At 32.8% G+C, this 23,242-nt stretch carries 18 protein-coding genes; 11 read left to right on the plus strand and 7 right to left on the minus strand.

Translation table 11 applies throughout. The features are described 5' to 3' along the window. Positions 1–28 precede the first annotated feature (28 nt). A complete protein-coding gene (gene gldJ, locus RH82_RS08455; RefSeq protein WP_241148029.1) occupies positions 29–1,696 on the minus strand; it encodes a gliding motility lipoprotein GldJ in 1,668 nt (555 codons plus the stop codon). Between the two features lie 279 nt (positions 1,697–1,975). Here gldJ and porU point away from each other — a divergent pair, with 279 nt between their 5' ends. The 8 genes from porU to RH82_RS08495 all read left to right on the plus strand — a co-directional run bounded on the left by porU (position 1,976) and on the right by RH82_RS08495 (position 13,074). After that, complete coding sequence (gene porU, locus RH82_RS08460) at positions 1,976–5,848, plus strand: type IX secretion system sortase PorU (protein WP_034059853.1); 3,873 nt, start codon at positions 1,976–1,978, stop codon at positions 5,846–5,848. Positions 5,849–5,880: 32 nt separating this feature from the next. After that, positions 5,881–7,116: a type IX secretion system outer membrane channel protein PorV gene (gene porV / locus RH82_RS08465; protein ID WP_034059855.1), complete on the plus strand. Its 1,236-nt coding sequence runs from the start codon at positions 5,881–5,883 to the stop codon at positions 7,114–7,116. A gap of 89 nt (positions 7,117–7,205) precedes the next feature. After that, positions 7,206–7,688: a cytidine deaminase gene (gene cdd, locus RH82_RS08470; protein WP_034059857.1), complete on the plus strand. Its 483-nt coding sequence runs from the start codon at positions 7,206–7,208 to the stop codon at positions 7,686–7,688. 175 nt (positions 7,689–7,863) lie between these two features. Further along, on the plus strand, positions 7,864–8,865 hold the full coding sequence (gene pdhA / locus RH82_RS08475) for a pyruvate dehydrogenase (acetyl-transferring) E1 component subunit alpha (protein ID WP_034060010.1): 1,002 nt from the start codon (positions 7,864–7,866) through the stop codon (positions 8,863–8,865). Positions 8,866–8,868: 3 nt separating this feature from the next. Beyond that, on the plus strand, positions 8,869–10,503 hold the full coding sequence (locus RH82_RS08480; RefSeq protein ID WP_034059859.1) for a pyruvate dehydrogenase complex dihydrolipoamide acetyltransferase: 1,635 nt from the start codon (positions 8,869–8,871) through the stop codon (positions 10,501–10,503). A gap of 60 nt (positions 10,504–10,563) precedes the next feature. Beyond that, positions 10,564–11,301 carry a hypothetical protein gene (locus RH82_RS08485; protein WP_034059862.1) on the plus strand — a complete coding sequence of 246 codons (738 nt, stop codon included), beginning with the start codon at positions 10,564–10,566 and terminating at the stop codon, positions 11,299–11,301. A 92-nt stretch (positions 11,302–11,393) separates the two neighbouring features. After that, on the plus strand, positions 11,394–12,398 hold the full coding sequence (locus RH82_RS08490; protein WP_034059863.1) for a M28 family metallopeptidase: 1,005 nt from the start codon (positions 11,394–11,396) through the stop codon (positions 12,396–12,398). Beyond that, complete coding sequence (locus tag RH82_RS08495) at positions 12,391–13,074, plus strand: SDR family NAD(P)-dependent oxidoreductase (RefSeq protein WP_034059864.1); 684 nt, start codon at positions 12,391–12,393, stop codon at positions 13,072–13,074. The genes RH82_RS08490 and RH82_RS08495 overlap by 8 nt, the downstream gene beginning before the upstream one ends. A gap of 164 nt (positions 13,075–13,238) precedes the next feature. Here RH82_RS08495 and RH82_RS08500 read toward each other — a convergent pair whose 3' ends face one another. From RH82_RS08500 to RH82_RS17805, 5 genes are all read right to left on the minus strand, one after another. Then, the gene (locus tag RH82_RS08500; RefSeq protein ID WP_034059865.1) at positions 13,239–13,847 is read right to left on the minus strand and encodes an RICIN domain-containing protein; all 609 of its coding nucleotides are present in this window, start codon (positions 13,845–13,847) and stop codon (positions 13,239–13,241) included. Between the two features lie 11 nt (positions 13,848–13,858). Further along, positions 13,859–14,386: a phage tail protein gene (locus RH82_RS08505; protein WP_034060012.1), complete on the minus strand. Its 528-nt coding sequence runs from the start codon at positions 14,384–14,386 to the stop codon at positions 13,859–13,861. Between the two features lie 351 nt (positions 14,387–14,737). Beyond that, positions 14,738–18,382, minus strand: a complete 3,645-nt coding sequence (locus tag RH82_RS08510; protein ID WP_034059867.1) for a M1 family aminopeptidase — start codon at positions 18,380–18,382, stop codon at positions 14,738–14,740. Positions 18,383–18,415: 33 nt separating this feature from the next. Beyond that, on the minus strand, positions 18,416–19,303 hold the full coding sequence (locus RH82_RS08515) for an ABC transporter ATP-binding protein (protein WP_034059868.1): 888 nt from the start codon (positions 19,301–19,303) through the stop codon (positions 18,416–18,418). A 516-nt stretch (positions 19,304–19,819) separates the two neighbouring features. After that, positions 19,820–20,593 carry a DUF6090 family protein gene (locus tag RH82_RS17805; RefSeq protein WP_052158273.1) on the minus strand — a complete coding sequence of 258 codons (774 nt, stop codon included), beginning with the start codon at positions 20,591–20,593 and terminating at the stop codon, positions 19,820–19,822. Positions 20,594–20,847: 254 nt separating this feature from the next. Between RH82_RS17805 and RH82_RS08525 the strand changes: the two genes are divergently transcribed. From RH82_RS08525 to RH82_RS08535, 3 genes are read left to right on the plus strand one after another with little or no spacing between them, the layout of a single operon-like run. Beyond that, positions 20,848–22,161, plus strand: coding sequence for a DEAD/DEAH box helicase (locus RH82_RS08525; RefSeq protein WP_034059870.1), 1,314 nt, complete (start codon positions 20,848–20,850; stop codon positions 22,159–22,161). Between the two features lies 1 nt (position 22,162). Then, positions 22,163–22,372 carry a DUF6500 family protein gene (locus tag RH82_RS08530; RefSeq protein WP_034059873.1) on the plus strand — a complete coding sequence of 70 codons (210 nt, stop codon included), beginning with the start codon at positions 22,163–22,165 and terminating at the stop codon, positions 22,370–22,372. 2 nt (positions 22,373–22,374) lie between these two features. Then, on the plus strand, positions 22,375–22,599 hold the full coding sequence (locus RH82_RS08535) for a VF530 family protein (protein WP_034059875.1): 225 nt from the start codon (positions 22,375–22,377) through the stop codon (positions 22,597–22,599). Positions 22,600–22,677: 78 nt separating this feature from the next. Here RH82_RS08535 and RH82_RS08540 read toward each other — a convergent pair whose 3' ends face one another. Continuing rightward, entirely contained in the window at positions 22,678–23,241 is a 564-nt protein-coding gene (locus RH82_RS08540; RefSeq protein WP_034059877.1) for a glycosyl-4,4'-diaponeurosporenoate acyltransferase CrtO family protein, read from the minus strand. Position 23,242 lies beyond the last annotated feature (1 nt).

Below are 23,242 nucleotides of genomic sequence, written 5' to 3' on the forward strand. Positions count from 1 at the left end.
TTTTTTTATATTTAAACTAGTATTAGTTTTAGTTTTTAGTTTTGTTGTTAGATTTAGATTTTGAACCTACTCTAGACATTGCACATCTAAACCCAATATAGGATGTAGCCATATTCTGTGGGAAGTAACGTCTTTGAGCTGGATCTAACCAGTACTCTCTATCTCTCCAAGATCCACCTTTAAATACGCGAGCTTCGTCGTTTACTAAAGATGTTCTTTTTTCACTTTTATCCCATTCTCTAATTAAGTTTCCAGCAGAATCAATCTCTGTTGAGTGTTTAGGAGAATTATACATTTTGCTAGTTGTAGAATTTTCTTCTTCACCTTCTTCAAAGTCAGAAAAATTACGTGAAGAGCGTCTGTCTCCATCTCTAAAGTTACGGTTGTCACTTCTGTCAAAATTTGTTCTTAAATAAGTTTCGTCCTCATCAATAGGTGTTTGAGCAATTTCACCAGGTAAATCTCTTGCGATAACTTTTCCGTTTGGTAAAGTATCATAAACGATGTCATCTGTGGTTACAACTTTAACAGTGCCATCTTCCATAATAGCATTTTTGGTATAAACGTTTCCTCTATAGTAGTTAAAATCGTTAAACTCATCATCTACTATTGGTCTGTAAACATCGGCAACCCATTCGGCTACATTTCCAGCCATATCGTATAAACCGTAATCGTTAGGAGCATATTTTTTTACAGAAGCTGTAATATCAGCACCATCATCAGACCATCCTGCAATTCCACCATAATCACCTTTTCCTTGTTTAAAGTTTGCTAACTGATCTCCCTTTATTTTGCGTTTTCCAGAACGTGTGTACTGTCCTTCCCAAGGATATTTTTTACGACCTCTATAAGCATTATAACTTCTAATTTCAGATAAACCTAAAGCGGCATATTCCCATTCTGTTTCTGTTGGTAGTCTGTATTTAGGAGAAATAATACCAGTTTGCCTTGAAGCATAAACATTAATTTCTTCGCCATTAGCATCTGTTTGTGGCTTTAATTTTCCACCTCTTAAAATTTCTTCATTCCCTCCAAAAGTTTGTGTTGGAGCATTGATATAAGTGTCTGTACTAAAATTAGCATCTGCAGTCGATTCGAATTGGCTATCTTGTTTTAAGTATCCTTCTTCTTGTAGCGCTTTTTCTTGAACACGATCCGACCTCCAAGTAGCATACTCGACAGCTTGAATCCAACTTACACCAACAACAGGATATTGTCCATAACCTGGATGGCGTAAATAATTATTTGTCATTACTTCGTTAAAACCTAAACGGTTTCTCCAAACTAGAGTATCTGGCACAACGCCTTCATATATTTTTCTGAAGTTTTCATCTTCTGGTGGATAAACCTGCTTAATCCAATCTAAATACATCAAGTAATTTTGATTAGTTACTTCAGTTTCATCCATATAAAACGATTGAACGTGTTGTTGGTTTGGTGCATTGTTCCAATCATGCATAACATCATCTTGAACGCGTCCTTTTGTAAACGTACCGCCTTCGACAAAAACAGTTCCTGGAGGTGTTTCTTGTTCTTTAAATTTTGTGTTGTATTGAAATCCGCCTTCTTTAGCATTAATTTCCCAGCCAGTTGCACTATCTACATTTGATCCTCCAGATCTAGCACATCCAACCAAGGTGAGTGAAGCCGCTAATAACATTAAAATCCTTGATACAATTACTTTTTTCATACTAATACGTTTATGTAAGCTAAGTTATGTTATGTTTTTTATGGAGACGCAATATAATAATTCTACATAACTCTACAAGCTATTTTGTAAAATTAACTTAAAAAAAAAATCGCGCTTCAACCCACTTTATTTACAATACATCGATGTCTTTATATCTTTCTTTTAAAGATGTTTTGAGTCATTATAACGTGCGTTTTTCTAATTTATTATTGTAATTTTGAAACGTTTTTATGAAAATGTTAAAAATGTAATAATAACATTAAATTAATTACGTTATTTAAAACAATGAAAAAGATATTATTTAGTATTACAGTACTGCTATGTACTTTAGTACACGCTCAACAAAAGAAATTTAGTCTCACTTGGAACACTCCTAAAACCTTAAATACAGAAGGTTATAGCTTGACAGTGCCTGATTTCTTCCCTAAAGAACATTATAGTTTTAATTTTAGTAATGGTCTTAATTTTGTAGCTCAATGGAAAGCTAATAGCTATATTAATGAAGGTAGTATTACTTTAACAAATGTAAAGTATGCTGCTATTTCAAAAGCCGAATTAAAAGATCTTGATTTAAAAACAATTCCCTCTTCAATTAAATATAGTTTAAAAAACACTCAAGCACGTGAAGATAAAAAGGCATATCTAACAGTTTCGGCTATCATTAAAACAGGAAGTAATACGTATAATAAACTACTCTCCTTTACTGTTAATTACAAAAACTCTAATGTTTCTTCAAACAAAAGTTATAAGCGGCCAATTTCAAATTCTGTATTGAGTTCAGGAAGCTGGTTTAAATTTGGAATAAATAGATCTGGAGTATTTAAATTGTCTAAAAGTTTCCTTAATGATTTAGGAATTAATACTAATAGTTTAGACCCAAGGACGATCAAGGTTTTTGGAAATGGAGGCCAAATGATACCTTATTTAAATGATGATAGTTATCCTATAGATCCAATAGAGAATGCTATTAAAGTTGTTGGGGAAGAAGATGGTGTATTTAATGACGGTGATTATGTAATGTTTTATGGTGTTGGACCTAAAGGGATTGTAGACGACCCTTTAATTAATACTAATCTTAACCCATATGAGGACGTTGCGAACTATTATATAAATATTGGTTTTGGTAATGGTCAAAGAATTCAAAATATGGTGGAACCTTCTGGTAATGCTACAACTACCATTTCTACGTTTCAAGATTACCAATTTCATGAAGTAGATGAATATAACATTGCTTTTGTTGGAAGAAGATGGTTTGGAGATAAACTCGATATAGAAACAACAAAAACCTTCGATTTTAATTTCCCAAATTTGGTTACAGCTGTGCCCGTTAAGTTTATTTTTAGTGGGGCATCTACATCAGTAAATACTACCAGTTGGACTTTAGGAATTAATGGTAGTGATATAGCAACTCTTACAACACCTGGAGCGGCAAACGATAACTTTGGAGTTGGAGCTATTTATGAAAATGATATTTCTATTGCTTCAGATAATATCTCTGTACGCGTTGATTTTGATAAACTAGGCGTGCCAAGTGCAGTAGGTTATATAGATTATATCTCATTCGAGGCAACAAGGGAACTCAATTTTAGTGGTAATCAATTTGAGTTTTACAACAATGAAACAGCTCAAAACACTGGTGTTGGTATGTACACATTAACTAATGCTACAGGAGTTTCAGAAGTTTGGGATATAACGGATATTAATAATATTACGAATAAGTTAAATACTGAAGCAACTTTAAATTTTAAAGCGAATTTGGGAAGTTTAAAAAAATATGTAGCAGTAACAATCTCAGATTTATATGATCCCATTTTACTAGGAAATTCTTCTGTTGCAAATCAAAATATTAAAGGAACTATTTTTAATGATAGTCAAGGTAGTTTTGAAGATGTTGATTATATTATTGTAACGCCTAAAACACATTTAAGTCAAGCACAGCGATTAGCACAAATTAATAGAACTCAAAATGATTTAAACGTAAAAGTAGTGACTATAGAGTCCGTTTATAATGAGTTTAATACCGGGAATAGTGATATTGCTGCGATTAGAAATTTAGTTAAGTATGTTTACGACAACGCAAGTGCTCCAGAAAACAGGTTGAAATATTTATGCCTTTTTGGAGATAGTTCATTCGATTATAAAGGAAGAACATCTTCAAATACTTATAATGTCCCTTCTTGGCATGCTTACGATAGTTATAATTTAACTAATTCATTTATTTCTGATGATTTTTATGGTTTGATGGATTCTGGTGAGGGAACCATGGTTGCTTCAGATTTGTTGGATGTTGCAGTAGGTAGAATATTGGCAGATTCTCCAGAGCGCGCCAAACAAATGGTAGATAAGGTTGCTGTTTATTATTCTAAAGAAGCATTTGGTAGCTGGAGAAATAATATTATTGCAATATCAGATGATGTAGATCATTCTTGGGAAAAAATATTACAAGAAACTACAGACGAAATTGCAGATGAAATTACTACAGAGAAACCTTTTTTAAATGCAGTAAAAATTCATTCGGACTCATACCAACAAGAAGCTTCTGCCGGTGGAGATCGTTATCCAGAAGTAACTACGGCTATGGCAAATGCAATTGAAAACGGAGCGTTAGTCGTAAATTATTTTGGACATGGAGGAGAAGACGGATTAGCAACTGAGAGGTTTTTTCAAAAACCAGATGCCCAAAACCTTAGAAACGATTGTAAATTAAACTGTTTTGTAACGGTAACTTGTGAGTATACACGATTCGATAATCCACTTCGTCTTACAGCAGGAGAGTTAATTTATTGGAATAAAAGTGGAGGAGCAATTTCACTAATAACGACCACTCGACAAATTTTTGTGACTGTGGGCGTAACATTTAATAAAATTTTAGAGGAATATTTATTTTCTTATAATGATACTGATGATTTTGGAGATAATGAATATCCAACAATGGCAGAAGCACTTCGTTTAACGAAAAATGATAACAGTATTGCCGGAATTAGTCAAAAATATCTAGTGTTTTATATTGGAGATCCAGCATTAAAATTAGCCTTTCCAAAACCTAACGTGAGATTAACCAAAATAAACGATATACCAGTGGCTAGTAATACTGAAGTTTTAGAGGCTTTAAGTTATGCAAAACTTTCTGGCGAAGTTACAGATGAATTAGGTAACCTCTTAACTAGTTATAATGGGAAAGTAGTTACAACTATATACGATAAACCAATACAAAGAGAAACCTTAGCAAACGATAATACTATTGATGCAGGACAACTTATTAAGTTGCAATACGAAACTTTAGGAGAGGTAATATTTCGAGGCCAGTCTACTGTAACAAATGGTGAATTTGAATTCGATTTTATTGTGCCTAGAGATATTGGTATTCCAATTGGTTTTGGAAAAGTAAGTTTTTATGCATCCACTGAAATTCCACTTAGCGATCAATCTGGAGGAAGTATCAATACACTTCAAATTGGAGGTATTAACGAAGATGCCGCTGAAGATAATCAAGGGCCAAACATAAATTTATTTATGAATGATGAAAATTTTGCTTCTGGTGGAATAACAAATGAATCTCCATCATTGTTAGTGAAATTACAGGACGAAAACGGAATAAATACAGCCAGTGGTATTGGTCATGATATTGTCGCTTTATTAGATGGAGATGAAGTAAATCCATATGTGCTTAATAACTATTATGTAACCGAGTTAGATAACTATACAAAAGGGAGTTTAAGTTTTCCGTTTAGAGAATTAGAACCAGGATTACACACATTAACATTAAAAGCTTGGGATGTTTACAATAATTCATCAACTGCAGAGTTACAGTTTAGGGTTTTCGATGAGGAAGAACATTTAATAATAGAAAATGTACTTAACTATCCAAATCCATTTGTAAACTATACCGAGTTTTGGTTTAGCCATAACAGTTCTGAAATCTTAGATGTTTCAGTACAGATTTTTACAATTTCCGGAAAAATAGTGCGTACGCTAAATGGACAAACTACTGGAGTTGGTTCTAAATCCACAAGCTCAACATCTCGCGATATTATATGGGATGGAAGAGACGATTTTGGAGACAAAATTGGAAAAGGTACTTATGTTTACAAATTAAAAGTGCATTCTAATGCTACAAATAAAACTGTAGAAAAAATCGAGAAACTTGTTATCCTGTAATAAAGAATTATATTTGCCAAATAAATTAATTTATGAAAAAGAATATTTTAATAATAATTGTATTAGTTTTTGCTTTTAAAAGTAACGCTCAAAATTCATTTCAAGTTGAACCTTATCAAGATTCAAGAGTAATAACAACAGGTGTGCCTTTCCTTTTAATTGCTTCAGATGCAAGAGCTGCAGCAATGGGTGATATGGGAGTTGCGACTTCTCCAGATGCTTTTTCACAACAATGGAATGCATCAAAATATGTGTTTTCAACAGATAAATCTGGTATAGCTGTAAGTTATACGCCATATTTAAGTAAGTTGGTTAATGATATATTTCTAGGAAGCGTTACTTACTTTAATAGAATAAATGAGCAAAGTGCTTTTGCTGCAAGTTTTAGATATTTTTCTCTGGGAGACATTGAATTTGTTGAGGATGAAAATTCAACACCACTTTTACAGTCTCCAAACGAATTGGCAATAGACTTATCTTATGCATTGCGATTAAGCGACCAATTTGGTATGGCGGTTGGAATGCGTTATTTGCGTTCAGATTTAAAATTAAATTTTGGGGATAATGATGTCACGGCAGGTAGTACTTTTGGAGTAGACATTTCTGGATACTATCAAAGTGAAGAGGAAGCTTATAACGATTTTAATGGCCGTTGGAGAGGTGGTTTTGCACTTCAAAATTTAGGACCAAAGTTTAAATATGATGAAGGTGGTCAAGAAAATTTTCAGCCTACAACATTGCGTTTAGGTGGTGGTTTCGACTTTATTTTCGATCAATACAATAAATTAGGAGCAACCGTTGAGTTTGCTAAATTATTAGTGCCAACACCTCCAGTTAGAGGTAGAGAAATAGAATATGTAGATGATAATGGTGATGGTATGTATAATGCAGCAGATGACACTTTTATTGGTGAGAAAGACGTTATTATAAGCGGTCAGGATAATAATGTAGATTTCGTTTCAGGTATTTTTCAATCTTTTGGTGATGCACCAGGAGGAGGAAAAGAAGAATTGCAAGAGTTTACTTATGCAGTAGGATTAGAGTATTTATACCAAGACTCTTTTGCTTTTAGAGCAGGTTATTTTAATGAGCATGAAACTAAAGGAGCACGTAAGTTTTTTGCTTTAGGAGCCGGTTTTAAATACAATGTTATTAATATAGATTTATCATATTTATTCTCAGCATCAAAAGTGCAAAGTCCATTAGAAAGTACATTGCGTTTTTCTTTAACGTTTAACCTTGGTGAAGGCGAATATACAGAGTACTAAAGCAAATAATATTTCAAAAAATAAAAAACTATTGCCTAAAGCAATAGTTTTTTTGTCTAAATTAGTTTTTAGCTTTTTAATTATAACATATGAAAGAAGTCAAAATAGAATCGAAACTTTATGTTTTCGATAGTTTAGAAGACACTCCAAAAGACATCCAAGGTTTAATGCAAAATGCAATAGAAGCTAGAGATAACGCTTATGCGCCCTATTCTAAGTTTCATGTTGGTACAGCTTTATTACTCGATAATGGCGAAATAATTTCGGGTAGTAATCAAGAAAACGCCTCTTATCCTTCAGGGTTATGTGCAGAACGTACAGCTATTTTTTATGCAGGTGCTAAATACCCAAAAGCAAAAGTTGTAAAAATGGCTATTACTGCTGCTTCTCAAAATCAAAAAACAAATACCCCAATTCCTCCTTGTGGTGCTTGTCGACAGTCTATTGCAGAATACGAAACAAAGCAAGGTCAACCTATAGAAATCTATTTTATGGGAGAAATAGGTGCGGTAATGAAGTCTAATTCTCTAGCTAACTTATTGCCATTTGGCTTCGATTCTTCTAACCTATAACGTTTTCGTGAAATAAAAGAACGTCTACTTGTTATTTTAGTCAATTTTCACTTTTGCAATACCAAATCAAAGTGTTACTTTTGTTACTCAATTTTTTTGAAACACTTTGTGTATTAAAGTAAATCAAAATATTTTGAGTATAATGGTTTTTAATTTACCAAAAGAAACACCAAAAATGCAGAAAATAACTAAAGAGGTTTACCTTAAATGGTACGAAGACATGTATTTCTGGAGAAAGTTTGAAGACAAGCTTGCTGCAGTTTATATACAACAAAAGGTTAGAGGATTCCTTCATTTATATAATGGTCAAGAAGCAGTATTAGCGGGAGCTTTGCATGCAATGGACTTAACTAAAGATAAAATGATTACTGCATATCGTAATCACGTTCAGCCAATAGGTATGGGTGTAGATCCAAAACGTGTAATGGCAGAATTATTTGGTAAAGCAACGGGAACCTCACAAGGTTTAGGCGGTTCTATGCATATATTTTCTAAAGAACACCGTTTTTATGGAGGGCATGGTATTGTAGGAGGTCAAATTCCACTGGGAGCAGGAATGGCTTTTGGAGATAAATACAATGATATAGATGCCGTAACTATTTGCTGTTTTGGAGATGGAGCTGCTAGGCAAGGTTCGTTACATGAAACTTTTAATATGGCAATGCTTTGGAATTTACCTGTAGTATTCGTTTGTGAAAACAACGGTTACGCCATGGGAACATCGGTAGAGCGTACAGCAAACCATACCGATATTTGGAAATTAGGTCGTGGATACGAAATGCCTTCTGGACCAGTAGATGGTATGAATCCTATTAAAGTTGCTGAAGCTTTCGATGAAGCTATTACACGTGCAAGATCAGGTGGAGGACCAACGTTTTTAGAAGTTAAAACATACCGTTACAGAGGGCATTCGATGTCTGATGCACAACACTATAGAACAAAATCTGAAGTAGAAGAATACAAGAAAATTGATCCTATTAAGCAAGTAAAAGATGTTATTCTAAAAGAGAACTATGCTACTGAAGACGATTTAAAAGCAATCGATAAACGCGTTAAAGCCTTAGTAGCTGAATGTGAGAAATTTGCAGACGACTCTCCATATCCAGAAAAAAGCTTAATGTACGATGTTGTTTACGAGCAAGAAGATTATCCATTTATAGAGCACAAAATAAAATAAGCTATGGCAGAAGTAATAAACATGCCGCGTTTAAGCGACACAATGGAAGAGGGCACTGTAGCAAGCTGGCTTAAAAAAGTGGGTGATAAAATTGAAGAAGGCGATATTTTAGCTGAAATTGAAACAGATAAAGCGACTATGGAATTTGAATCCTTTAATGAAGGAACTTTACTTCACATAGGTATTCAAGAAGGCGAAACTGCAAAAGTAGATACGCTTTTAGCTATTATTGGTGATGCTGATGAAGATATTTCTGGTTTATTAAAAGGAAATACTTCCGAAGGTCAAGAACCTATTCCAACTGAAAACAAAACGGAAGCTATCATTGAGAGTGTAAGCGAAGAATCTAATCAATCTGAAGTTTTACCAGAAGGTGTTATAGTGGTAACTATGCCACGACTAAGTGATACTATGGAAGAAGGAACTGTGGCAACATGGTTAAAGAATATAGGTGATACTGTAGAAGAAGGTGATATTCTTGCCGAAATTGAAACAGATAAAGCCACAATGGAATTTGAATCTTTTCAATCTGGAACATTATTATATATTGGCTTAGAAGAAGGAGATTCAGCAAAAGTAGATGCTTTATTAGCTATTATTGGACCAGCTGGAACAGATGTTTCATCCATAGCTAAAAGCTTTAAAATGTCAGGTTCTTTAGATAGAAATGAAGAAGCGCCAAAACAAGAAGTAGCAAAACAAGTAGTGCCAAAAGCAGAAATAAAGAAAGAAGTACCTAAACAACAAGTTTCGGTTTCGACTTCAAATTCATCTTCCAACGGAAGATTATTCGTGTCTCCTTTAGCTAAGAAAATGGCAGAAGAGAAGGGGATTCAACTTGATCAAGTACAAGGTTCTGGAGAAAACGGACGTATAGTAAAACGTGATATAGAAAACTTTACGCCACCTGTTGCAACGGCATCTGTTTCTACAGAGAAATTTGTAGCAACTGGACAAGAAGATTTCGATGAGATTCCAAACTCAAACATGCGTAAAGCCATTGCTAAAAACTTAGCGAAGTCGAAATTTACTGCACCACATTATTATTTAAATGTGGAGTTTGATATGGAAAATGCAATGGCATTTAGAGTACAATATAACTCGATTCCAGATGTAAAAATCTCTTATAACGATATGATTGTTAAGGCATGTGCTTTAGCATTACGGGTCCATCCACAAGTTAATTCGCAGTGGTTCGACGATAGAATGAAATTAAATAACCACGTACACATTGGTGTAGCAGTAGCAGTGCCGGATGGACTATTAGTGCCAGTAGTTAAATTTGCTAATGAACAGAGTTTGCCTCAAATAGGAGCAGCAGTTAGAGAATATGCAGGCAAAGCAAGAAATAAGAAATTGTCTTTAGACGAAATGGAAGGCAGTACATTTACTATTTCTAACTTAGGAATGTTTGGTATCGAGAGTTTTACTTCTATTATTAACCAACCAAATTCAGCAATATTATCTGTTGGAGCAATTGTTGCAAAACCAGTAGTTAAAAACGGACAAGTAGTTGCAGGAAACACTATGAAATTGACTTTAGCTTGCGATCACAGAACCGTTGATGGTGCAACTGGAGCGCAGTTTTTGGAAACATTAAAAGGGTTTATTGAAAACCCTGTAACCATGTTGGTGTAAATTATTTTCAACTTTAAAACTAATCTTATATTAAATTATAAATATTAAATTTAAATAAAAATGAAAAACTATAAAGGAATAATATTAATAGCATTTCTTGGATTTTTTATGCTAGGTAATGCACAAAAAAAGAAAGTAGCAGTAATTACTTTTTATGCAGACAAAACGATTGATTTGTCGGCCTTAAGTGCATCAGCAGATTTAATAGCAAAAAATACAGAACTAAGTGATGATCCTGATTTTAATTTAACGGAGCCATTAAAAAAACTGCATAAAGCTTTTTTTAGCGAATATGCTAAGAATTTCGATTTCGAAATTATTGATGAAAATGAAGTGTTATCTAATGAAACCTACAAGGCATTTGTGCCAACTTACCAAGAAGGGAATACGTTTTTAACAAATGTAGAAACAACGACAGCTATAGAAGGTTATAATGTAATTCCTTCATATAGAAAAAATATTAAAGATTTAAAAGGTGTAGCAGAAGCTTTAGGAGTAGATGCTCTTCTATTTGTTAATTTATCATTTGGATTTGTAAAAACAGGAATAGGAAGTTTTGGTTATGTTAGTGTACAAGCTAGATATAGTATGGATTTGTTTACAAAAGATAATAATAGTATTTTTCAGTTTAACGAGATTGCAGGTTCTAAAAAGAAGGCTGTTATGGTCGCTGGAATACCTGTTATGAAACCAAATAAAATACAACCAATGTGCGTAAGTGCTGTAGATAAATTAATGAAAGATCTAAATAAGAAAGTACAGCGTTTAGCAAAAAAGGCTAATAAAAAAATGAAATAGGGTTTTACCTTTTTTCAACACATATTAAAAAGCCTGATTCAACAATTTGATTCAGGTTTTTTTTACCTTTAAACTCAAATAAAAAAAAACAAATGAAAACACTTTCAGTACTTAGCTTATTAGCCTTATTTATAAGTTGTGACTCTTCAAAGAAAGCAGCAAGTCAAACTAAGACTACTACGACCACCACAACCACAGTTGAAACCAAACCAAAGGATAAAGCAATAGACTTTGTTAATGCAGACGAGATAAAAGAAATCGTTTCATTCTTGGCTTCAGATGCTTTGAATGGAAGAGACACAGGAAGCGAAGGTATAAACGAAGCTGCAAATTATATAGAAACTAAGTTTAAGACGTATGGTTTAAAGCCTTATTTTGAAACCTATCGCGATAATTTTAAATTTGGAGCACTAGACGCTTACAATGTCGTTGGTTATTTAGAAGGTACAGATCCAAAACTTAAAGACGAGTTTATACTTATAGGAGCACATTACGATCATCTTGGTAGCGCTAAAGATGTAAATGGTGATACCATTGCAAATGGAGCAAACGATAATGCAGCAGGAACAAGTGGCGTATTGTCTTTAGCAAAATATTTCTCTGAAAAGAAAACGAATAAAAGGAGTATTATTTTTGCAACCTTTACTGCTGAAGAAAAAGGATTATTAGGTTCAAAGCATTTAGCTGAAAGACTAAAAGAAAATAATATTAATTTGTATACAATGATTAATATTGAAATGATTGGTGTGCCATTTGTAGGCAGAGATTACGAAGCATTTATTACAGGTTATGAACTTTCTAACCTTGCCGAAATAATGAATAACTATGCAGGCGAAAAGCTTATTGGAGCTTCAGATGTGGCTAAAAAATACGGATTGTTTAAACGTTCAGATAATTATGCGTTTTACCAAGCGTTTAAAACACCTTGTCACACAGTATCGTCTTGCGATTTAACTAACTTCGATTTCTACCATCATGTAGACGATGAGGTCGATAAGTTAGATTATCCTTTTATGGCACGATTAATAAATAAATTGGGACCAGTTTTAGAGCAAATGGCTAATGCTCCAACTCAAGATATTAAAATGAATGAGTAAGAATATAATTATTACAGGAACAAGTAGAGGTATTGGTTTTGAGTTGGTACATTTATTTGCCAATCAAGGACATAATGTGTTAGCGTTGTCAAGAAACGCACAACCAGTTAGTAATTTACATTTCGATAATATCGAGTCTTTTGCTTTCGATTTAAGTAAAAAAGAAGACTATAAAAAAGTAGAAGACTATGTTGCTAAAGAGTGGAAGCATGTCGATATACTTATTAATAATGCTGGAACACTATTAAATAAACCTTTTGCAGAAACTTCTATGGAAGATTTCGAGCACGTTTATAAAACCAACGTTTTTGGTGTTGCAGAGATGACACGTTGCGTATTGCCTTTCATGAAAAAAGAAAGCCATGTCATTACTATAAGCTCGATGGGTGGCGTGCAAGGTAGCGTTAAGTTTCCTGGTTTATCTGCGTACAGTTCTAGTAAAGGTGCTGTAGTGACTTTAACAGAGTTATTGGCCGAAGAATATAAAGAGACAGGACCAAGTTTTAATGTATTGGCTTTAGGAGCGGTACAGACCGAAATGCTAGCTGAAGCTTTTCCTGGTTATCAAGCACCAACAACAGCATTAGAAATGGCGCAATATATTGCAGACTTTTCTTTAAATGGGAATAAATTTTATAATGGTAAATTGTTGCAAGTTTCTAATTCTACACCTTAGGTTTTAGAAGTTAAGCTCTCTTTTCTTCTATTTGTTAGGTTTTTAATAAAAAGAAATGGACTCTAAATTCTCATTCAAAGTCCATTTTTTTTACTAAACTAATAGCGTTTATTATTGCTAATTATATAACAAGCAATAATTGCGCTTTTAGCGCATAGGTTATTTTATAATTTCACCTTAGTAATTTTCCAAAACTGACCATGGTATTCACCAGTTTCAGCAATTTGAATTTTATTTTCTTCACTATCATTAACTATGTCTAAAGATTGATCTGTAAACATCCCATTTGTTATTCGATAATATTCATTATCAATAGGAACAATTGTCCAGATAGTACTCAAATTGTTACTTTCATTTAGTACAGGTCTGTTTTGATTTGGTCCTTCAATACAATCTAATTTTTTAGACATTCCTTGCCAGGCAGTTGTTAATGTATATTTATTTGAGTTATCTACATTTGTAAGCTTCCAAAGCTGTCCAGAGTAACTATTAAATTTTGTTAAAATTGGTTTATTGTTTTTGCCATCGTTAACAATATCTAGTGATTTATGTTCTCCAGGCCATTTAGCGGTTAATTTATAATAAGCATTACCATCGAAAGCATTATCATTAATTTCGTCATCTAGTGCTTCTTCAAAATGTACATCTTCAACATGTTCTTTGTTACCATTACTCCAATTAATTAAATCTACGAAGTTAAACCCATCTTGTGCAGATATGGTCGAAATTGTAAAACATAAAAGGGCACCTAATAATATATTTCTAATTTTCATAAGGGCTAAATTTAACTACGTGATGGAAAAACTCCTTGAAGTGCAATAATATAATTTACAGCTAAATAAGGATTCCTAATGTTGAATGATTGCTGATTACCTGTATTAGAAGCTTCACCTTTAGAATTACTTATTTGGGCATTTGATTGATTACCAACAGTTATAAATGAACTAGAACCTTTAGTAAATTCATCTCCACTTGTTGTCTTTGGGTCTAATTCAAAACCAGGAAGTTGAGTAGAAATACTATGGGTGTGACTTGGCAGATTATTAACAGTTAAAGTGATATTTTCCTGCCCACTTCTTTGCCCAAGTCTAAAAGTTGACAATCCTGGACCAGTTCCTGGAGCTATAGCGCTTCGCCCTCTTAAATCTGGTAAAGCAAAAGTGGTTCTGCCATCACCACCATAAGTAGTGCCTAATATTGAAAACAGAGCACTGTTAGAAGATATAGCTAATAGTCGCCCATCACAAAAAGCCCATCCTCTTGGCGCAAAATTACCTCCAAACAGAGAAACCTCTCCTATAAAAGGTTCAATTGATACAGTTTTTTCTTTTTCATTGTTTTTTAGGTTCGTTATTTCTTGTTTCATATCATCTAGCTCAGCGACTAATTGATCAAGAGCTTTACTATTGGATTGCTCTACAGTAGTTGAAGAAATAAGAAATGTGCTAACAAGAGTGATAACGCACACTGCTATTAGCGAAGATTTAATGAATTTTGATTTTTTCATCTTAAGTGTTTTTAATTAATAGTTAGTGCCTACTCTGTTAGGGTTTTTCGGCTTAACACCCTTTTTGCAAATTAAATATCCATTTTTTTTATTGTAGCTGCTTATTTGGGGATCTCCTTAGCGATAAATATTTCGGAAAAACCAAAACCTAAAACCTCAATTGGAAATTTCTTCTAGGGTAATGAGATTGTCATCAGGAATACGGTCTATCATTTTATTATAAGGATCTATACCTGCTTTTATAGGTAATTTCTCTGTGATATATGTAAATATTGATTTTCCGGGATTTACCCAAATTTTCTCAAGAATCAAGGGTGACTTTATGGTCATCCCTTGTTCGTTTTTAATATCATTATCGAATACTGCGATTTCAAGTAAGTTGGCTTTATCTCCAGTTACTAATAATTTGCCATTACCATCAAAATATTTTTTTGAGCTTTCAACTTCAATGGTTACTTCATATGTGTTGTCTGCGACTTTTTTATAAGTAGCTTCAGTAACTTTGTTAGAGTAAAGTGTAATCTTTTCAAAACTATCTTCTAAATAATATTGTAGAGAATCTGGAGTTGCAGATTTCATATAATCATACCATTCTAAAGTTGTTGTAAAAGGTGCTTTTGCTCTAAACCGAGCAGCCTCCATATAGGCTTTAAAAGCTTCATTTAAATTATTTTCACCTATTAAATCTTGAAGTCCATAAAGTATCAACCCACCTTTTTGATACCAAACGTAGGCTTGGTTATCATTATCAAGTAACGTTTTTTCAAATTTACTTTCGTTAGCTCTACTTCTTAAATAGCGATCTAATTCTTCTTTTAAAAATTTCTGCATCGCATCAACACCATATTCTTTTTTCATAACCATCAGCGAAGAATACTCAGCCATTGATTCTGAAATTTGATTGGAACCTCGTGTAGCAGATGGAGTAACTTGATGTCCCCACCACTGGTGTGCTACCTCATGAGCCGTAACGGTATATACATAATCCAAATCATTTGGATCGCTAAAATCACCTACCCAACCAAAACTTTCAGCAAACGGAACCGTATTTGGAAAGGATTGCGCAAAATTAGAATATCTTGGAAATTCAAGTATTCTCATTTGACTGTATTGATATGGGCCATAATTTTCAGCATAATAATCCATAGAGTGTTTTACGCCTTTTACAAAACGATCAATATTATAGGTATGGGTAGGATGATGAAATATCTCGATATTTACTTTTTCTCCTTTTTTACCTGTCCAAACTTCTCTATGAACGTTATATTCTGCTGATGAAATATTATAGAAAAAATCTAACTCACCTTCCATTTTGTAAGTGTAATATTTTCTACCATTTTCTTCCCATTCATTTTCTAAATAACCAGGCATTATAGCAATTTGATCTGGTGCTGTACTTACAGTGCCTTCAAAAGTTATATAATCTGCATCATCGTTAAATAATAAATTATTCAATCCCCATTCATCTGTTTGTTCAGGTAACGTATAATCCTTAATGGGTAAATCGTGTTTTTTTCTATTTTGGTCACTGGTTAATTCACCTTGAGTATTATAACCAAAAGAAGGAAAGAAGTCGTTATTTAAAAATGTACCATTGTAAACAATCTTAGAGCCTGAGCCTTCATTAGGAAATCCTTTATAAGAACCAGTGACTTCCAAAGTCATGCTAATGGTGTCATTAGGCATTAAAGGTTTATCGAAAGCATAAATTTCATAACCAAAATCATCATAACGTTTACCTAATTTAGGAGCATTACCTTCAATAGTAAATGTATTGACTCGCTTTTTCATTAAGCCTTCTGCTCCCCAGTTTAAATGTAATGAATCAATTGCTACATTCGATTTATTAACCATTTTATAAGTGACCTTTATTTTTGCTGACCTATTTTCAGGAAATAAATCGGCATTAATTTTAACATCAATAACTTTTGGCTGGGCGATTTTATCATATTTGCTCAGTTGTTTTTCATAATCTGCAGATCCAATTGTTCCTTGTTCTGAAGTTGTATAGTTGTTTAATGTTTTTGTGTTGTAATTAATAAAAGCGCCAGAACCAATAAAAATGGCGAACAAAATAGCGAAAGCTGAAATCGTTCTAATATTTATTCTTTCTTTGGCTATTTGCCAACGGGCTTTTCGACCGGAATCTGTTCCTCGCTTCCAAAAAAGATAACCTATAACTAATAAGACGCCTCCACAAGCCAACCAATAGGTTCTAAACCAGAACAACGACTCCGAAAAATGCCCAAATCCATTCATGTCAGACAGCGTATAGCTTGGTGAATAACTATATAAATATAAGTTGTTATTTACATCTGCTAAACTATTTAACCCAAAAAGGAATACCCAAATAGCAATGGCTATTACATGTCCCATAAACTTTTTGGTCACTAAAGAGTGCACGAAAAAGGCTAATAAAACGAAAATGATGTACTTAGGGAATTCAATTAAATACAAATCTGTGAAGTACATTTCAAATTCAAAATTGAAATAACCCTTAATAATTTGATTGATTACACCACTAACTAGAATCATGTTTACTAAAACAAAACTGATCATTACTAAGGCCAAAAATTTAGACCCATATACTAAACGATTAGGTAATGGAAGAGAGCCAAATATTTGATTGTAATTGACATTGCGTTCTCTGTGCAATACTTCACCTGTCATAAATACAATAAGAATAAAAATAAGAATGACATATGTGGCATCTTTCATTTCTAACATATAATAGGTGAGCGGTAACGAGGGTGTTCCATAAATAGGCGCACCAAACCATCCATCAAAAAAGAGGAATAGTACAGCAGCAATTAAAATGGCTCTAAAAAACTTATCTCTAGTAATATTTTTAAACTCCATAAATGCTAAACCAAACAATAATTTAACATTCAGACCTTTGGAGAAAATTTTTGAAACACTAGGAATTTTAGTCAGTGCAGAAGTTACATTGTCTTCATCTACATTGTCTTTTTTCTTTTTTGAGGTATAGTTTTTATTTAAAAATTTCTGAAAGTCAAAACTAAATAAAGTAAATAGAAATACCACTACACCTAAACCAACCCAAATAATACGATTCCAAATTAACATACCAGAAAATGGAACCGTTAAACTATTTTGTTCTTCGGGTGTCCAGTATTGAATGGTGTTTTGATAGGTGCCTAACCCAAATGGATCAAGCAGGCTTACTAAATTTGTGTTTTCAAGATCCTGGGTTAAGGTTAAAGAAATTAAATATGTAATAAAAAGAATTGCGCCACCAGCATAAGCTAGCATTACTTTTTTTGTTAAACTTACCAAAGCAAAGAAAATACAACCCGCAAAGAAAAAGTTAGTCCAATAAAGCATTAATGTAGGTTGAATATAATGCCAGAGATTAAATGCCGTAAAGCGTTCTGGTTCTTCATAGCCCGCAAAAGGACCTATTAAAAAACCAATTATTAATCCAACATGCAAGCCCAAACTGATCATAAAAAGGACAGACATAGAGCCAAAAAACCGACCTAATAAATAGCCTTTTTCACTAATTGGATATGAGAAATAATAATTCTCTGTTTTGTGTTCTATATCTCTATAAACAGGAACACCCATTATGGCACTAGAAAGCATAATACCAAAAATGCTTATGGTTGTTAACATGGTAGCTATGGCGACCGGAGAATTTACAAAAACTTTTTCTGATGCTGGACCGTTTCCTCCAATGGCTACTATCAATCCAAACAACATTAGAATCCCAAAATACGCCCAAGTTGCTGGTCGTTTTAGTCTGTATTTAATTTCGAATAAGAATATTTCTTTAAACATAATTGAATGATTTTAATAAATGAGATTAAACAATTATGCTAAAGTAGCATCCATTCGAGAAGTGATTTCAGTGAAATATACATCTTCTAAATCTGCAGCAGTTGCTTGAAAAGAGGCGTCAGGTTGGTTATCACTTAATACATGAATAACAGTTTTCCCTGCTTTTAAATGTGTAGAAATAACTTGTAAATCTGATTGGTAATTTAATAACTCATTTTTTTCAATCGCTTTTGTCCAAACTTTGCCTTTTATTCCTTCAGTTAAATCACTTGGATTTCCTTTAAGGACTACTTGACCAAGACAAATAATTGCCATGTTATTACATAAGTTAGAAATATCATCAACAATATGTGTCGATAAAATAACGATGGTATTTTCTCCAATTTCACACAATAAGTTATGAAAACGATTACGTTCTGCAGGATCTAAACCTGCTGTAGGTTCATCTACAATTATTAATTTTGGATCACCAATTAAGGCCTGTGCAATACCAAAACGTTGTTTCATTCCACCAGAATATGTTCCTAAACTCTTATTGCGAACATGCCATAAATTAGTTTTATTTAATAGGGATTCTACCAAATCTTTACGCTCTCCTTTGTTCGATATTCCTTTTAAAGAAGCAATATGATTTAACATATTGTAAGAACTTACTTTTGGGTACACACCAAACTCTTGCGGTAGGTAACCCAGAATTTTTCGTACTTCGGCTTTGTCTTTTAAAATATCTAAATCACCTAACATCACGGAACCTGAATCTGCTTGTTGCAAGGTTGCTAAAGTTCTCATTAATGATGATTTTCCTGCTCCGTTTGGTCCTAAAAGGCCAAACATGCCTTGAGGAATATCTAGGGTAACGTCTTTTAAAGCTTGAACACCGTTTGAATAGGTCTTGCTAAGGTTCTTGATTTTTAACTCCATAATTAATAGCTGTTTTTTGGTTGGTTAATATTTGAAAGATAGTTAAAATATTGATAATGAAGACTTTTTGTAATAATTTGAATCTATTTTAATAACTTGTATTGGTTTGGAACCTTAGGTGTCAATGCGGTTATTGTAGCGTTTTTGTGAAATTATTTTTTTTTGATTTGGTTAAAAATCGTGAAGTATATAAAACTCAAATATTACTTAAGGAATTAAATGGGTAGTCCAAGTCCGTTTTATGCATTCTGGAATAGTATTGTATGTTAGCACAACTTTGTTTCCATCATCTAAAACAGTTTTGCTTTAAAGATGTAAAAAAGGAAATGAATTTTATAATAGAAAATTAGTTCAGGTTTCTAATGTTACACCTTGTTTTTTTAGGGTTTTAATATTTAAACAGACATGTCATGGATGGTTTCGTAACTAATTTCGGTAAAAAAAAACCATATAACTCTCCAAGTAATCATTGCTCGGGCAATAAATTAGACACGTCTTAAGTTAGTCTTTCGTTATTTATTTATTTATTATTAATTCTGAATCAATTAAATCAATTAGTTTTTCTGTCATTAAGATCATGTTCTCATATTCAGTAAGAAGCTGTTTATTATTAAAGATGGAAAGTACAAAGCCATTTTTAAATGTTTGGTTTTTTAATAATAATTCAATCTTTTCCTTCGAGAGTTCTGTTTTTGCGCCATCAGTTCCATTTGATACTTGAAAAGTATAGTTTGAAATATCCGATTCTAGGTCTGTAGTACTAAAATATATAGGGTAAATGTAATTTTCAAAATCATATTGCATATGAGTTTCTAAAAAAGATATTTGCTTGTAACCCAATTGTGAATTTATAAGTATGTCCTTAATTAAATCATTAGATATAATAGCAAGATTTCCAGAGTTTATTAGTTCTTGATACGTGTTATCATTTTTTTTTAAAGGATACCAAATTTGGACATTTAAATTATTCAAATTAAATTCATCTGGAATCACTTCTTTTTTATTATTAAAAAAATCAAGGATAGTTTCTGCAGAGCTAACAGATGTTTCTCTTGTTGTGATATAAGTTTTGAGTTCGATTAAATTAAGATTTAAATCAGATTTAATTCCTGATAAATAGTTAAGTTCCTTTATTCTAGTTTTACGTTCTCCGTTATTATTATTTATTGCTAAAGCAATTAAAATTCCAAGAACCACAAGTACAATTTCTCCAATGGCATAAATGAAATACTTACTGAATTTGTTTTCAGTCAACATTTTTTGTCTAATTTTTCTAAAGAATTTTATCATTGGTTGATGGTTGGTCTTAGTGAAGGCTACCGTGTTGTCTTATATAACATCGTTTCAATATTGAAGCAGGTTTGTGCAGATTTTATATCAGTAGTTAGTTTAATTTCGAAGTTCGCCATTTTTTTTGACAAAGTCTAGTTCTAAAAACACAAACATTCACCAATCATACTACAAAAGCCTAAAATAGTACTACCTTTGCTGCTTATTAAAAGAGGTAGCCTACATAAATAGAGTTTATCTCACAAACTAAATTTATGTCATTCAAATTATTGGGCCTTTCTGAGCCTATACTAAAAGCAATTAGTAAAAAGGGATACGATACACCTTCGCCAATTCAAGCAAAAGCAATACCACCTATTTTAGATGGATACGATGTTTTGGCATCTGCACAAACAGGAACAGGTAAAACCGCAGGTTTTACTTTGCCAATGCTTCATATATTAAGCGAAAATCCTAAAGAGAAATTTAGACCTATTCGCGCTTTGGTGTTAACACCAACGCGAGAATTAGCAGCACAAGTATATGCTAATGTTAAGGAATATAGTGAGTTTTTAAATTTGCGTAGTACTGTTATTTTTGGTGGTGTAAACCAGAAACCACAAGTATCAAATATTAGAAACGGAGTCGATATTTTGGTAGCAACACCAGGACGATTATTAGATTTGGTAAATCAAGGACATATCTCGCTTAAACGTATAGAGATATTTGTTTTAGATGAGGCAGACAGAATGCTTGATATGGGTTTTTTGCGCGATATAGAGCGCGTTATGAAATTAATGCCAGACAGAAGACAGAACTTAATGTTCTCTGCAACATTTTCTAAAGATATCAAAAAGTTAGCGTTTACTATTCTTAATAATCCAGTACAAGTAGAAGCAACTCCAGAAAACACAGCTGTAGAAGCTATTTCTCAAAAAGTATATCGTGTAGCAAAAGCCCATAAAACAGGTTTGATAATTAAGCTTATTTCTGATGGTGATTGGAAACAAGTGTTAGTTTTTACACGTACTAAGCATGGTGCCAATAACCTAACTAAAAAGCTGATTGGAGCTGGTATTACAGCAGCAGCTATTCATGGGAATAAAAGTCAAGGTGCGAGAACTAAAGCTTTAAAAGGTTTTAAAGATGGACAAGTTCGTGTAATGGTTGCAACAGATATCGCAGCTCGTGGGTTGGATATTCCATTATTACCACACGTTGTTAATTTCGAAATCCCAAATATTTCTGAAGATTACGTACATAGAATTGGTAGAACGGGTAGAGCAGGAGCAAAAGGAGAAGCAATCTCTTTAGTAAGTGCAGACGAAACTACTTTTTTAAGAGACATACAAAAACTTATAGGCGAAAAACTGCCAGTTGAAATTATGGAAGGTTTCGAGCCCGATCCAAATGCATCAACTACACCAATAAAGCCGGGACAGAATAGACAGCCTAGAAATAGTAAGCCAAAAGGTTCTGGTGATAAATCTAAGAGTAATTCATCTTCTGGAAGCGGAGGAAGAAACCGTAATAAAAACAAAAGTAGAAGCTCTAATAACGACAGACGATCTAATAGTTCTAGAAGTTAAAATGACTAAAGAATTAAAAGAAAAAATAATAGAAGTTTGCGATAAGAAGATTGCACAAAAAGGAAATACCGTTGGTCTTTCCTTTTATGCTTTTTTTAAAAACAAAAACGATAATCCTAAATTATTAATGGAAGCAGCAACTTGGTGGATTGAAACACACCAATTAGATCATTTTGAAAAAGCTGTGAAAATTAAAAATATGATTGCTTAATTATGTCACAACCAAACAATCCACTTCACGGTATTAAGTTAGAGCAAATTGTAACCGATTTAGAAGCTCATTATGGTTGGGAATACTTGGGTTACAACATAAAGATTAAATGCTTTACAGATAATCCCTCAATTAAATCTAGTTTAAAGTTTTTACGCCGTATGCCTTGGGCTAGAACTAAGGTGGAAAACTTATATTTGGAGTATTTAAAGAAAAATAACAAATAGTTTCCTATTACTTTTACACGTATTTAAATCACTCAATTTTGTAGTGTTTCCGAGGTCTCAGTTCTATTCCTAAAACCACTATTTCTTCCCGTATCGTTTTTCTAAAATAGCAATTCGCATGCGATGATGTCTTTGTAATAATATTGGATAGAAATTAAAAATCACATTTATAATTATAGTAAATAATCCAAGTATAAATTTAGCATCAAACAAAAAACAGAAGCTCATTAACGTTAAAATAATAAACGGTATCAAATGACCAAATTCTGATTTTTTAGATTGTATCACAAAACTTTTAAACCCATCTCGGTTACCATTAAAATAGCCTTTTTGTTTGTTTTTGTTTCTCCAAACAGTAGCCAATAAAAAGGATCTAAAAAAATCTACTTTTAAATACTTGAAGGTGCGCTTTAAGGATTTAGAATTTTTAATGCTATAGTAACTTTCTGGTAAGAGTTTTTGAGTAGGAAAAACAAAACCGGTGAAAGCGAAAACACCAGTGACTATAAGATTTAAATATGCGGCCACTAACACTATTACAGCTGATGATTTTATAGGAAAAGTACCTGCGTATACAAATATGGAAATTGTTTGGTAAGCTAAGAAAAGCGCTAAAAGCGAAAACGCGATTTTTTTTATCATA

It is taken from the genome of Lacinutrix jangbogonensis, assembly GCF_000797445.1.
Classification (GTDB): Bacteria; Bacteroidota; Bacteroidia; order Flavobacteriales; family Flavobacteriaceae; genus Lacinutrix; species Lacinutrix jangbogonensis.